Raw genomic sequence first — 13,714 nt, 5'->3', positions numbered from 1 at the left:
GAGGTTCGACACATTCGTGTTCGTCGCATTGAGCTGCTGGCCGTTCACCGCGTCCAGGCTCGTTGCGTTCAGCGCGCCGTTTGCCACGTTCGTCAGCTTGACTGCCGCGTGACCCGAGCCGCCCAGCGTCACCGTGTTCATCGACGTGTCGTCATATGCCACGAACGCGTTGCTGATGTTGCCCGAGGCATCGGTCTTCGCGCCCAGTGCGTAGAGCTGCGAGCCGTTCACCGCGTCAACGCTCGACGCGGTCAGACCGGCGTTTGCCACGTTCGTCAGCTTGACCGGCGCGTGCGAAGTGCCCGAACCGCCCAGCGTCACCGAATTGTGCGCCGACGAGTCGTACATCACCGCGTCAGCCAGCTTGCCATTGATAGCCGTGATCTGGCCGTTGATGGTCGTGACATTGCCCGCCAGGTTCGACACATTCGTGTTCGTCGCATTGAGCTGCTGGCCGTTCACCGCGTCCAGGCTCGTTGCGTTCAGCGCGCCGTTTGCCACGTTCGTCAGCTTGACTGCCGCGTGACCCGAGCCGCCCAGCGTCACCGTGTTCATCGACGTGCCGTCGTACGCCACGAACGCGTTGCTGATGTTGCCCGAGGCATCGGTCTTCGCGCCCAGTGCATAGAGTTGCGAGCCGTTCACCGCGTCAACGCTCGACGCGGTCAGACCGGCGTTTGCCACGTTCGTCAGCTTGACCGGCGCGTGCGAAGTGCCCGAACCGCCCAGCGTCACCGAATTGTGCGCCGACGAGTCGTAGATCACCGCGTCAGCCAGCTTGCCGTTGATGGTCGTGATCTGGCCGTTGATCGTCGTGACATTGCCCGCCAGGTTCGACACATTCGTGTTCGTCGCATTGAGCTGCTGGCCGTTCACCGCGTCCAGGCTCGTTGCGTTCAGCGCGCCGTTTGCCACGTTCGTCAACTTGACTGCCGCGTGACCCGAACCGCCCAGCGTCACCGAGTTCATCGACGTGCCGTCATACTGCACAGCCGACCCGAGCGCGGCAAGCGCATCACCCACATTGTTGTAGGTCGTGCCACTGATGGCATAGGCCGGCTTCACGACCGAACCATCTGCGCCAACCGTTGCGCCAGAGCCGAATACACTAACCGCATCAGTCAACTGACTAACGTTCACCGCGTCGGTGCTGGCTGTACCCTTTGCCACGTAGGTGATCTGGCGCTGCCGGTTCGCCGAGCCCACCGAAATCGAGTTCATGCGGTCGGCGACCGAACTCGAGCCCAGCGCGACCGAATCCGTGACGCCACTGAGGACGTTGGTCGCGCGACCGAGCGCGATGGAGTTGGTGGCCGTCGCACTAACCTGCGCCATCGTCCCGAACGTCATGGAGTCCGTGGCGTTCGCGATCGAAGTGTTGCCGAACGCGAGCGAGTTCAAACCATATGCCCGCGCATTGGAACCCATCGCGACCGCGTTGTTTTGCGAGGCGATAGCACCGTTACCCAACGCAAGCGAATTGGTCGCCGACGCCAAGGCGCTACCGAGCGCAAGCGATTGCTGACCGGTTGCGGTCGCGCCGGAGCCGATTGCCGTTGAGCCGGACATGGCTGCCGAACTGGATGCGCCAATTGCGGTAGACAACGCGCCCGTCGCCGTGGCCGCCGCACCAATCGCCACACTGTAATCCGCCGCAGCGTTAGCGTTGTCGCTGCCGTCACCTGCGCCGTTGGCCTGGAAGTACGGACTACCCGAAGCCGCGCCGACCGTGGACCCAGCCGAGGCTCCAACCGTCGAACCCGTCGATTGAACTGCCTGAACCTGCTTGTTGACCGACTGGAGCTGATTGTCGACGTTCTGGATGGCCATCAACATCTGGCTGTTGGACTGCTTGAGCGCCGCCTGAGTATCCGTCGAAGCCACACCCATCAATTCGTTGAGCTGGCCGAGATTGACTGCATCGTTATCGTTCTTGGCCGTCCCCACATTGGTAATGCGACGCGTCAGCGTGCTGCTACCCACGGAGATCGTGTTCGGCTCGTTTGCCACCGAGCCGAGACCCAGCGCCACCGCGTAAGTCGCCGTAGCCTTTGCAGCGCTAGGCGAGTTCCAGGAACCGCCGTAACCACCGATGTACGGGTTGCCCGTCACGACGGCGTCGTGCATTTGCTTCACGTTGACTGCGTCGGTGTTCGCCACGCCCGCTGCCACGTTCGACACCGTCACCGGCGTGGTCGAACCCGCGCCGCCCAGCGTCACCGTGGTCATCGAAGTACCGTCATAGTGGACCGCCAACGGATCGGTGCCGCTGCCGCCCACGTCCAGCGCAGCAAGCGCGTTGCCGACGCTGTTGTATGTCCCGTTCTTGAGCACAAAGCTCGGTGTGCTGATCGAGCCGTTCGCGTTCACGGTTGTCGAGCCGCCCAGCGCGCTCGCCGTGCTCGAAGCGAGCCCATAGAGCTGCGAACCGTTAATGGCATCGACGCTGCCCGCGTTCACGGCACCCGCAGCCACGTTGGTCAGCGCGACCGGAACGTGCGATTTCCCAACGCCGCCGAGCGTGACCGCGTTATGCGCCGTTGAGTCGTACAGCACCGCGTCGATGTTGCCGCTGGCGTTCGTGATGCTGCCGTAAAGCGCCGTGAATGCATCGCCAGCGTTGCTGTACGAGTTACCACCGAGCTTATACGTCGGCGCCACGAATGAGCCCGTGCTCGTCATTGACGAACCGCTGCCAAACGCCTGAGCCACCGAGTTACCCAAGCCGTAGAGCTGCGAACCGTTGACCGCGTCCTGACTATAGGAATTGACCGCACCGTTGGCGAGAGCGATGATCTTGTTGCCGGTCAGGCTGGTCTGGTTCTCAAGGAAGATGCCGTTGCCCGCCCCAACGAGTACTGTTCCGCTAGTCGCGTTGAACGACATGTAGGTCTGGTTTCCAACTGCGGCCCCACTATAGGCGCGGTTTTGGTAACTGCCGTTGATCCACAAGCCGCCCCCGGCCGCATAGCAATCCCCGACGGCCTGGAGACCCATATTCGCAATGATGGACGTACCGTCGGTGGCACCGGCATGGCACTCCTCAATAGTCCCGCCTTCTTGGGCAGCGAATGCGGCAGGAGAAATTGCCCCCATGACCGCCAGCGCCATGGCCGAGCGGCCGAGATTCGTCCGCGTGAGTGCGCCGACCACCGCGTCGATGCCCAGACCCGCAGAGCCGCTTGCGCTCTTGCTACGTCCGCTCGCATTTTCCTGCACGGCAACCCACGTTTTCGTCGACTCGTTCCAGACCGAGCGATACACCTTATTCATTTGCAATCCTTAATTATTTGTCAAGATCCACAAAATTCGACGGGTCTTGCCATCCCGCCAGAAACCGCACTCAAACCAGCGCGAACTCTTTCGTCTACGAATGTCTTGCTGCGGAGCGTCCGGTGCCGCCTCGCAACCCACGCCGGACCGGCTCAATGAGATTGCAGTTGGAACCGCTCCCGTTTTGGCGGCCACAATCGCCTTGCCGTGCGACAAGCAAGATTCCTGTGGATACGTTCCCTACCGATCCATACGTCTTGTTCATTCGTTGCCCCGTGTAAAAAAGGAACATCCATCGAGTCGCCCACTGGTGTACGGACTTACCGCGCCATGGTTTTGAATGCGTGGCATAAACCGACGGCAATTTCCATTCAACACCCTGCCGATCGATATTAATAATTCTTACTAATCGCGCAGAAATACGTTTACCCAGAACAAACTCAGATAAACCTGACAGAATTTCGGGGTCCGTACGCAGTGACAGTTGGGACTTTATGGGCTTGAATTCACAAGGAATATAAGAGAACTCTTAAACAAAAATATCCTGCGAAACGGGATAAACGTGGCCGTGAATCGCGCTGACACGGCGTCCCAAGCCGATCAGAACAGGCTGGCAGAATTCTAAAAAAGTTAATTTTACTTTTCAGGCGTGTAAGGTTGATTTTTTCCAACTCGAGAAGCTATGGTGATCGCCCACTACATTTAAAAACATCATTTATTACAATACAATTCATAAAACCCCACACGAATACAGGGTTATCCTTATAAGGAATCGTCAAAAATCGTGGGAATCGGATAATTGATCGAGTCAATTCATTTTTAGGAATTAGTACGTCAATACGTCTCCCGTCGCGAGACGCATCGCTTCGCCTGACGCAGATGCATCTCCTCTCCTCCACCGCACCGTTGCATCGCAACAACACCTTCCTTCCCTGGCGGCTTTGAGACTTGTCCTATATGACAGCCTCGATCCGACGAATAGACTTTGTATGTCGGGAAACGCTGACATACATTTCACCTCACACGAGGCCAACCGAGCGCCACGCATCCTTCGCCAGCATCGCGCCAGTTGTGCGCCTACACGCCGGCCACGCTTTAATCGCGCCTCCTTCGTTTCCCGTTGCGCAAGCCACACGGCTTCGTCGTCACACCCAAGGAAACGCCATGAAACGCATGTTCATCATCGCGGCCGCCAGCGTCCTGGCTACGGCCGCCTATGCTTCGGCCACGCCGAACGCGAGCAGTCCCATCTCTGAAAAGCTCCAGCTCGAACTGCTGGAGCACCAGTGGACCCAAGCCGCATCCGCAGGCGACCGCCCGGTGCTCAACGACTTGCTGGACGATAAGTTCATCGAAATATTTCCCGGCAACGTCCGGCGCAACAAGAACGACCTGCTGGCCGCTCCCGCGCTGCCGGCCGGCGGTTCACAGGTGCTGGAGGATGTGCGCGTGCAGGTGCTGGACGACGTCGCGGTCGTGACCGGCATCAACCGGTTCACGCCGGCGGCGGGCTACAAGGCGGTGGAGTATCGCTTCACCGACGTGTTCGTGAAGCGCGAGGACGGCTGGCGCGTTGCGGCGGCACGCATGCGCCGCAAGGAAGCGGGCAGCGCTTGATCTGCCCGCGGGGAAGTGAGGAAGGGAGCGTCAGAAAGGCTTGATGACGGCAAGCGCCACCGCAGCGAGCATGCCGAGCACCGGCAGTTCGTTGAACATGCGATACCACTTGTCCGAGCGCCGGTTCTCGCCGCGCTCGAAAGTCTTGAGCAGGCGTCCGCAGTAAGCGTGGTACGCGATGAGCAGCACCACCACGGCCACTTTCGCGTGGATCCAGCCCTGCCCCCGCCCGATGCCCACCACGAGCCACAGCCAAAGCCCGCAAAGCAGCGCGGGAACAGCGATCATCGTCATGAAGCGATAGAGCTTGCGCGCCATGATAAGCAGGCGCTTGACGGCCGCGGGCTCGGTTTCCATCGCGAGGTTCACGAAGATGCGCGGCAGGTAAAAGAGGCCCGCGAACCAGGAGGCGATCAGCACGATGTGAAATGTCTTGACCCAAAGCATCGACATCTTTTTTCTTCTTCGTGAGCGATTGAACAGTCAGGCGACGCGCTGCGACACGCGCCGCCGCCAGTGCCGCGCGATTACTGACGGCCTTCGCCGTGGCCCAGCACCACGTATTTGAGCGAGGTCAGCCCTTCCAGGCCAACCGGGCCGCGTGCATGCAGCTTGTCGTTCGAAATGCCGATCTCGGCGCCGAGGCCGAACTCGAAGCCGTCGGCGAAACGCGTGGAGGCGTTCACCATCACGCTGGCCGAGTCCACTTCGCGCAGGAAGCGCATGGCGCGGTCGTGGTCTTCGGTCACGATCGCGTCGGTGTGGTGCGAGCCGTAGTGGTTGATGTGCTCGACTGCGTCGTCGAGCGTGTCGACCACCTTCACCGCCAGCACGGGCGCGAGGTACTCGGTGCGCCAGTCTTCTTCGGTAGCGTCCACGAGCGGGCCGACGCCGGCTTCCGCGAGAATCGCGCGTGCGGCTGCATCCACGCGCAGTTCCACTTCCTTTTCGCGATACAGACGGCCAAGCGGCGGCAGCACGTCACGCGCAATGCCGCGCGCGACGAGCAGCGTCTCCATCGTGTTGCAGGTGCCGTAGCGATGCGTTTTCGCGTTGTCGCACACGGTCAGCGCCTTCGCGAGGTCGGCGCGGTCGTCCACGTACACGTGGCAAATGCCGTCCAGGTGCTTGATCATCGGCACGCGCGCCTCGGCCATCAGGCGCTCGATCAGGCTCTTGCCGCCGCGCGGCACGATCACGTCCACGAATTCCGTCATGGTGATGAGCTTGCCCACCGCCGCGCGGTCAGCCGTCTCGACCACCTGCACCGCATCTTGCGGCAGGCCCGCCGCCCCGAGCCCTTCACCGATCAGCTTCGCGAGCGCCGTGTTGCATTCGAGCGCCTCGGAACCGCCGCGCAGGATGGTGGCGTTGCCCGATTTCAGACACAGCGCCGCCGCGTCGATCGTCACGTTCGGCCGCGACTCGTAGATGATGCCGATCACGCCGAGCGGCACGCGCATCTGCCCCACCTGAATGCCGCTCGGGCGGAACTTGAGGTTGCCGATCTCGCCGATCGGGTCCGCCAGCGCGGCCACCTGGCGCAGGCCTTCGACCATCGTCTTCAGCGCCTTGTCCGAGAGCGTGAGGCGGTCGATGAAGGCCGCGTCGTGGCCCTTCTCCTTCGCGCGCGCGAGATCGCGGGCGTTCGCCTCCTTGAGCTGCTGCGCGTCGCGCTCGATGGCTTGCGCCACCGCGTCGAGCGCCGCGTTCTTCGCGGCCGTCGAGGCCCGGGCCATCGCGCGCGAAGCCTTGCGGGCGCGGCGGCCGAGATCGGTCATGTACTGGTCGATATCCATGGTGTTTTCTGTAGTGCGGCGCGCCAGTCGCAGTCAGCGGGATGCGGGCGAGCGGTTCGATTCAATGCGGTTCAAGCCGATTTTAAGGCCAGCCGCCTGGGTTTGCTGGGCGTGGCCGGAAAGCCCGGGAGGCGCAGCGGGCGTCAAGCAGGTGCCGTAGCGCCAGTTGGGGCGAGCGTCGAACGCTTCAGCCCGGGCGGCGCGACGGCCCTGCGGTGCGTGGTCGGGCCGCCGCCGCAGCGGCGGCTGCCGCCGCGGCCGGGCTGGCCGGCTGGGCGCGCCCCGGCGCAGCAGCACCACGCGCGCCGCCGGCGGCGCGCGCCTGCGTCGCACCGTCGCGGGGCGCGGCCACCAGCATCGCCAGTTCGAAGAGGCCGTCCCAGGCATCGGGCGGCAGCGCGTTGCGCCAGTCGGCGCGCGATTGTCCGGAAAGCCCCTTCACCTGGCGATCGAGGCGCGCGGCGAGCGCGAGACCGCGTTCGAGCGGCGCTTCGGTCAGCCGCGAGAGCGCGGGCCCGATGAGCCGCTCGCGCGGCCCCCACACACGGTTCTCGCGCAGCAGCACGGCAAGCGGCTTGCCCGCCGCCACGCCGCGCTTGATGCGCAGCAGCGTGCGGATTTCCTCAACCACGGCCCACAACACGAGCACCGAGGCCTCACCTTCGCCGCGCAACCCGTCGAGCATGCGGGAGAGGCGGCCCACGTCGCCGGTGAGCATCGCTTCGTTGAGCTTGAATACGTCATAACGCGCGACGTTGAGCACGGCGTCGTGAATCTGCTCGAAATTCAGCACGCCTTGCGGATACAGCAGCCCAAGCTTCTGGATTTCCTGATGCGCCGCCAGCAGGTTGCCTTCCACGCGCTCCGCCACGAATTGCAGCGCGCGCCGGCCGTCCTCGCCGGGCGCCACGCGCTGGCCTTGCAGCGCAAGACGCTGGCCGATCCAGTTCGGCAACGCGGCGCGCTCCACGGGATCGACCTTCAGCGCGACGCCGCTTTCGGCCAGCGCCGAGAACCACGCGGACTTCTGTGTGGCTGCATCGAGCCGCGGCAGCGTGACGAGCATCAGCACGTCGGGATTCGAGGCAGCGGCGAGGGTCTTGAGCGCGTCCGCGCCTTCCTTGCCGGGCTTGCCCGAGGGAATGCGCAACTCGACCAGTTGGCGATCGCCGAACAGCGACATCGACTGGCTCGCGCCCAGCAGCGAACTCCAGTCAAAGCCGCGCTCGACCGTGAACACCGAGCGGTCGGTGAAGCCTGCCGCGCGTGCGGCCGCGCGGATGCGGTCGCACGCCTCCTGGGCGAGCAGGTGCTCGTCGCCATAGACGACGTACAGGCCGGCCAGGCCTTTTGCGAGGTGCGGTTCGAGTGCGTCGGGTCGCAGTTGCATGAATCGGTCGGGGATCGCTCAGGAAGTGGACACGGCGCGCGTCAGAGCGGCGGCGGCGGCAGCGGCGCGCGCGGCGACACACCCGGCACGACCTGATCCGGCGTCGGGTTCAGCGTCTTCAGCACGGCAAGACGCCGCATGAGCTGGTCGACGGCATCGTTTTGCATGTCCGTGAACAGCAGTTCGGCTTCTTGCGACTTGGCGGTCGAGAACTGGTCGCTATAGGTCATGGCGCGGTTCAGCGCGATCGTGCTCGGCTGGATCAGCACGGTGCCGTCCTTGCCCACCAGCGTGTAGTTCAGCCAGTAGTTGATCTGGTATTCCTCGACGGAGCCGAACGAGTTGAGCGTGAGCGTGCTGAAGTTGCGCGTTTCGGTCACGTGCAGCACGGCGTCGGCATTGGCCGTCGATTCGACCACCACCGAGTCGCTGCCGCCCTCGACCATGCGCGTGAGGCGCCCATTGAACGACGGCGGCGCGCCGACGACGGCGAGACGCTTGAACGCGAAGTTATGCTCGCCGCGCAGCTGGAAGCCGCACGCCGAGAGGACCAGCGCACCGCCGGCCACGAGCGGGAACAGCCTGAGGAACGATCTGCGAATCACATGGACTCCCTGGGTTCGCGACAGAGTCGCCGGTGCCGGCTCGAGCGGCGCGGCGCGTTAGATGCGCGCAGCGCCGCCAGCATGGCCTTGATTGCGCTTAGACCACGACGTTCACGAGGCGGCCCGGCACGACGATAATCTTCTTCGGTGCACGGCCTTCCGCGAACTTGACGAACATCTCGTGTGCGAGCGCGGCGGCTTCGATCGCTTCCTTCGGTGCGTCCTTCGCTACCGTCACCGCGCCGCGCACCTTGCCGTTCACCTGGAGCACGAGTTCGATTTCAGCCTGTTCCAGCGCCTTCTCGTCGACCTTCGGCCAGGGCGCGTCGAGCAGCGTGCCGTATTCGTCGCCGTAACCCAGCGCCTTCCAGAGTTCGAACGCGATGTGCGGCACGACCGGGTACAGCACGCGCAACAGCACGCCGAACGTTTCGCGCTGCACGCCTGCGCCCGCACCCTTGGCGCTGTCGATGGCGTTGAGCATCTTCATCGACGCCGAAACGACGGTGTTGTACTGCAAGCGCTGATAGTCGAAGTCGGCCTGCTTGAGCACGCTATAGACTTCGCGGCGCAGCGCCTTTTCGACGTCGGTGAGCGCGGCGGCGTCGAACGAGGCGCGCGACTTGATCGCATCGGCGTTCGCCACCCCGAAGGCCCACACGCGACGCAGGAAGCGGCTCGCGCCTTCCACGCCCGCGCCAGACCATTCGAGCTGCTGCTCGGGAGGCGCCGCGAACATCGTGAACAGACGCGCCGTATCCGCGCCGTACTGGTCGATCAGCACCTGCGGGTCGACGCCGTTGTTCTTCGACTTCGACATCTTCTCGATGCCGCCCAGCACCACGGACTGGCCGTCGGCATTGAGCGTGGCGCCGGTCGGGCGGCCCTTGTCGTCATGCACGACGGTCACGTCGGCCGGGTTGTACCAGGTCTTCTTGCCCGCGGCGTCTTCGCGGTAGAAGGTTTCGTTGAGCACCATGCCCTGCGTGAGCAGGTTCTTCGCCGGTTCACCGAACTTCACGAGGCCCAGGTCGCGCGAGACCTTCGCCCAGAAGCGCGAATACAAGAGGTGAAGAATGGCGTGCTCGATGCCGCCGATGTACTGGTCCATCGGCATCCAGTAGTCGGTGCGCTCGTCCACCATGTTCTTCGCGTCCGGCGCGGCGTAGCGGTAGAAGTACCACGACGAGTCGACGAACGTGTCCATCGTGTCGGTTTCGCGCTTCGCGTCGGCGCCGCAGGTCGGGCACTTGCAGTTCAGGAACGCTTCGGACTTCGCGAGCGGGTTGCCCGTGCCGTCCGGCACGAGGTCTTCCGGCAGCACGACCGGCAGATCCTTTTCCGGCACCGGCACATCGCCGCAGCTCGGGCAATGGATGATCGGGATCGGCGTGCCCCAGTAGCGCTGGCGCGAAATGCCCCAGTCGCGCAGACGCCACGTGACCTGCTTGTCGCCGAGGTCGAGCGCCTTGAGGTCGGCTGCGACGGCGTCAACGGCCGCCGTGTAGGCGAGGCCGTCGTACTTGCCGCTGTTCACGCATACCGCGCGTTCCTTGTCGCCGTACCATTCCTGCCAGCCGTCGAGCGAATACGTCTCGCCTTCCACGGCGATCACCTGCTTGATCGGCAGGTCGTACTTCTGGGCGAACGCGAAGTCGCGCTCGTCGTGGCCCGGCACGCCCATCACGGCGCCTTCGCCATAGCTCATCAGCACGTAGTTGCCGATCCACACCGGCACCTGCTCGTGCGTGACGGGGTGCGTGACGGTGAAGCCCGTGGGCACGCCCTTCTTTTCCATCGTTGCGACATCGGCTTCCGCCACGCCGCCACGCTTGCATTCGTCGATGAACGCTTGCAGTTCCGGCTTGCCCTGCGCGAGACGCGTGGCGAGCGGGTGCTCGGCCGCGATCGCCGCGAAGGTCACGCCCATGATCGTGTCGGCGCGCGTGGTGAACACGCGCAGCAGCTTCTTCTCGCCGTCCAGCTCATACGGGAAGCCGAAGTTCACGCCGAAGCTCTTGCCGATCCAGTTCTGCTGCATGATCTTCACGCGCTCGGGCCAGCCGAGGCCGTCGAGGTCGTTCAGCAGTTCGTCGGCGTATTGCGTAATGCGCAGGTAGTACATCGGGATTTCGCGCTTTTCCACGAGCGCGCCCGAGCGCCAGCCGCGCCCGTCGATCACCTGCTCGTTGGCGAGCACGGTCTGATCGACCGGGTCCCAGTTCACCGTGCCGGTCTTCTTGTAGGCAATGCCCTTTTCGAGCATCTTCAGGAAGAACCACTGGTTCCACTTGTAGTAGTCGGGCTTGCAGGTGGCGATTTCACGCGACCAGTCGATGGCGAGGCCCATCGAGTTCATCTGGCCCTTCATGTACTCGATATTGTCGTACGTCCACTTCGCCGGGGGCACGCTGTTGGCCATCGCGGCGTTCTCGGCCGGCATGCCGAACGCGTCCCAGCCCATCGGCATCAACGTGTTGTAGCCGTTCATGCGCAAGTAGCGGTACATCACGTCGTTGATCGTGTAGTTCCGCACGTGGCCCATGTGCAGCTTGCCCGACGGATACGGCAGCATCGAGACGCAGTAGAACTTGGGCTTGTCGGCCTTTTCGGCCGTCCGGTAAGCGTCGGTGGCGCGCCATTCGCCTTGCGCGGCGGATTCGACGTCGGAGGGAACGTATTTTTCGAGCATGGTGTGGATGGTGAACGCTGGAAACGGGCGCTTTCGGTGCCGGATGCACCGGGCCGGCCGTTCACGATACCGGCAGGTTGCGGCGGTTTCGCGGGGCCCGTTTTTAAAGGAAACGTTGATTATACCGTTGACTGGCGCGTGCTCAGTCGCGTACTCAATGCGCCCCGCCGGGCGGCTCGGTCACGAAGCCAAGGCGCGTGAGCCCGGCCTGCTGCGCGGCCCCCATCACCTGGGCGATCACGTCGTAGCGCGTCTCGCGCGCGGCGCGCAGTTGCAGCTCGGGCTGCTGCGACTCTGGCTGCTTGCCCGCGGCCGTGAAGCGCGCGCGCAGTTCGTCGAGCGTGATGGGCTGGGCGTTCCAGTAGAGCTTGCCGGCCGCGTCGATGGAAAGCGTGACGGTTTGCGCCGTTTGCTGCGCGGGCTGCGCCTCGACTTTCGGCAAATCGAGCCGGATCGCGTGCGTGAAAAGCGGCGCGGTGATGATGAAGATGACAAGCAGCACGAGCATGACGTCGATGAGCGGCGTCATGTTGATGTCGGACATCGGCGCCCCGTCGCGCTTCTTTTCGAGTCCTCCGAATGCCATGCGCGGTGCCTCCTACGACTCGGCCCGCGCGCCTTCGCGCAGCGCGCCGTGCCCGCCTTCGCGCCGCAGCGGCGCGCCTTCCGGCGCACTGGCGTAAGCGTGCAGATCGTGCGCGAAGCCGTCGAGATCGTCGCAAAGCTGGCGCACGAGGCGACCCAGGATGTTATAGGCGAGCACCGCCGGAATCGCGACGACGAGGCCGAAGGCCGTCATGATGAGCGCCTCGCCCACCGGGCCGGCCACGTTCTCGATCATCGCCTGGCCGCTCGCGGCAATGCTGCCGAGCGCGTGATAGATGCCCCAGACGGTACCGAGCAGGCCCACGAACGGCGCCGTGCTGCCTACGGACGCGAGCAGCACCTGGCCGAATTCGAGCCGCCGCTGCGACGCCTGAAGCGCGCCGCGCAACGCCCGCAGCACGCGCTCGCCGCGGTCCACGCGGGCGAGCATCACGCCGTGCGTATCGGCTTCCTCGACGGCAAGCGCCGCCTGGGCGAGCGGCAGGAACACCCGCTCGCGATCGACGCCGCGCATGGCGGCCACGCCATCGGCGAGCGTTCGCGCCTGCCAGAAACGGGCGATGGCGCGCGGCCCCTGGCGCTTCGCGCGCAGCAGGACCCAGCTCTTCACGATGAGGAAGCACCAGCTCGCAATGGACATGGCGAGCAATACCCACGCCACCGCGTGGGTAACCGCGTCGCCGGTTTGCAGATAGTGAATGACCCCGGAACTCGCCGCCATCGGACCTCGCTCACTGTCTGTCCGGCGCACGCACCGGACGGTAAGGGAAACGCTCAGCGCAGGCCGAGCACGTCCTGCATATCGTACAGGCCGTTGGCCTTGTCTTGCAGAAAGCGCGCGGCGCGCACGCTGCCTTGCGCGTACGAAAGGCGGCTCGAGGACTTGTGCGTGATCTCGATGCGCTCGCCAATGCCCGCGAACAGCACCGTATGATCGCCGACGATGTCGCCGCCGCGAATCGCCGAAAACCCGATCGTCGAGGGGTCGCGCTCGCCCGTCACGCCTTCGCGGCCGTACACGGCGCATTCGTCGAGGTCGCGGCCGAGCGCGCGCGCCACGGCTTCGCCCATCGCAAGCGCGGTGCCCGAGGGGGCGTCGACCTTGTGGCGATGGTGCGCCTCGATGATCTCGATGTCATAGCCGGTCTCGAAAAAGCGCGCCGCGTATTCGAGCAGCTTGAGCGTGACGTTCACGCCCACGCTCATGTTCGCCGCGAACACGACGCCGACCTTTTGCGCGGCCGCGCCAAGCTGCGCCTTTTGCTGGGCGTCGAAGCCGGTCGTGCCGATCACCATTTTCACGCCGTGGCGCTGCGCCGCCTCGAGGTGCGCGAGCGTGCCCTCGGGGCGCGTGAAGTCGATCAGGCAGTCGCTTTGCGCGAAAACCTGCTCGATGTCGTCGGTGATGCGCACGCCGGTGTTCTTGCCGAGGAACGCGCCCGCGTCCTGGCCGATGGCGGCCGAACCCTTGCGCACGAGCGCGCCCGAAAGCGTGACATCGGGAGAATTGAGGACGGTTTCGATCAGCATGCGGCCCATGCGGCCCGATGCACCGGCGATTGCGATTTTCATGAGTCTTCCTGCCAAGGTGTCGCCAGCGGCACTACGCAGCGCCGCCGCCAAATGAACGCGGCGGCCGGTAGTGACACCCGGCCGCCGGCTGGATGCGTGGCGCGCCGCGCGCACCACGCCCTGATTGTGCAACGGCTGCTGCCAGCCGGGTCGGTACCGT

General features: G+C 64.4%; 10 protein-coding genes. 1 reads left to right on the top strand and 9 read right to left on the bottom strand.

From position 1 onward, the window contains the following. Positions 1 to 3,273, bottom strand: a 3,273-nt coding sequence (locus C7402_RS46720; RefSeq protein ID WP_279635533.1) for a beta strand repeat-containing protein, incomplete at its 3' end; no start/stop codon positions are given. Positions 3,274 to 4,437: 1,164 nt separating this feature from the next. On the opposite strand from C7402_RS46720, the gene C7402_RS03310 reads away from it, so the two are divergent. Further along, on the top strand, positions 4,438 to 4,890 hold the full coding sequence (locus C7402_RS03310; protein WP_165841766.1) for a nuclear transport factor 2 family protein: 453 nt from the start codon (positions 4,438 to 4,440) through the stop codon (positions 4,888 to 4,890). 30 nt (positions 4,891 to 4,920) lie between these two features. Here the strand turns inward: C7402_RS03310 and C7402_RS03305 are convergent, their stop codons facing one another. The 8 genes from C7402_RS03305 to dapB form a co-directional block, all read right to left on the bottom strand. Continuing rightward, positions 4,921 to 5,343, bottom strand: a complete 423-nt coding sequence (locus C7402_RS03305) for a CopD family protein (RefSeq protein ID WP_112171952.1) — start codon at positions 5,341 to 5,343, stop codon at positions 4,921 to 4,923. Positions 5,344 to 5,417: 74 nt separating this feature from the next. Further along, entirely contained in the window at positions 5,418 to 6,689 is a 1,272-nt protein-coding gene (locus tag C7402_RS03300) for a glutamate-5-semialdehyde dehydrogenase (protein ID WP_116609588.1), read from the bottom strand. A gap of 187 nt (positions 6,690 to 6,876) precedes the next feature. Beyond that, a complete protein-coding gene (gene holA / locus C7402_RS03295) occupies positions 6,877 to 8,079 on the bottom strand; it encodes a DNA polymerase III subunit delta (RefSeq protein ID WP_116609587.1) in 1,203 nt (400 codons plus the stop codon). Between the two features lie 41 nt (positions 8,080 to 8,120). Next, positions 8,121 to 8,684, bottom strand: coding sequence for an LPS-assembly lipoprotein LptE (locus C7402_RS03290; RefSeq protein ID WP_116609586.1), 564 nt, complete (start codon positions 8,682 to 8,684; stop codon positions 8,121 to 8,123). A 97-nt stretch (positions 8,685 to 8,781) separates the two neighbouring features. Beyond that, positions 8,782 to 11,376, bottom strand: coding sequence for a leucine--tRNA ligase (gene leuS, locus C7402_RS03285; RefSeq protein ID WP_116609585.1), 2,595 nt, complete (start codon positions 11,374 to 11,376; stop codon positions 8,782 to 8,784). Between the two features lie 154 nt (positions 11,377 to 11,530). After that, positions 11,531 to 11,962 (bottom strand): ExbD/TolR family protein, encoded by a 432-nt coding sequence (locus C7402_RS03280; protein WP_112171957.1) that lies wholly within the window; start codon positions 11,960 to 11,962, stop codon positions 11,531 to 11,533. A gap of 12 nt (positions 11,963 to 11,974) precedes the next feature. Then, positions 11,975 to 12,703, bottom strand: coding sequence for a MotA/TolQ/ExbB proton channel family protein (locus C7402_RS03275; RefSeq protein WP_112171958.1), 729 nt, complete (start codon positions 12,701 to 12,703; stop codon positions 11,975 to 11,977). Between the two features lie 53 nt (positions 12,704 to 12,756). After that, entirely contained in the window at positions 12,757 to 13,554 is a 798-nt protein-coding gene (gene dapB, locus C7402_RS03270) for a 4-hydroxy-tetrahydrodipicolinate reductase (protein WP_112171959.1), read from the bottom strand. Positions 13,555 to 13,714: the final 160 nt, after the last annotated feature.

Origin of the sequence: Paraburkholderia unamae (assembly GCF_003096875.1) — a bacterium.
Lineage (GTDB): Bacteria > Pseudomonadota > Gammaproteobacteria > Burkholderiales > Burkholderiaceae > Paraburkholderia > Paraburkholderia unamae.
The sequence above is the reverse complement of the archived record's forward strand: the minus strand, read 5'-3'. Positions and strand labels throughout refer to the sequence as shown.

Bases quoted from the DNA above. Each gene is read 5' to 3' on its own strand.
- C7402_RS03280 (WP_112171957.1), bottom strand. From the start codon at position 11,962: ATGGCATTCGGAGGACTCGAAAAGAAGCGCGACGGGGCGCCGATGTCC.
- C7402_RS03305 (WP_112171952.1), bottom strand. From the start codon at position 5,343: ATGTCGATGCTTTGGGTCAAGACATTTCACATCGTGCTGATCGCCTCC.
- dapB (WP_112171959.1), bottom strand. From the start codon at position 13,554: ATGAAAATCGCAATCGCCGGTGCATCGGGCCGCATGGGCCGCATGCTG.
- leuS (WP_116609585.1), bottom strand. From the start codon at position 11,376: ATGCTCGAAAAATACGTTCCCTCCGACGTCGAATCCGCCGCGCAAGGC.
- C7402_RS03310 (WP_165841766.1), top strand. From the start codon at position 4,438: ATGAAACGCATGTTCATCATCGCGGCCGCCAGCGTCCTGGCTACGGCC.
- C7402_RS03300 (WP_116609588.1), bottom strand. From the start codon at position 6,689: ATGGATATCGACCAGTACATGACCGATCTCGGCCGCCGCGCCCGCAAG.
- holA (WP_116609587.1), bottom strand. From the start codon at position 8,079: ATGCAACTGCGACCCGACGCACTCGAACCGCACCTCGCAAAAGGCCTG.
- C7402_RS03275 (WP_112171958.1), bottom strand. From the start codon at position 12,703: ATGGCGGCGAGTTCCGGGGTCATTCACTATCTGCAAACCGGCGACGCG.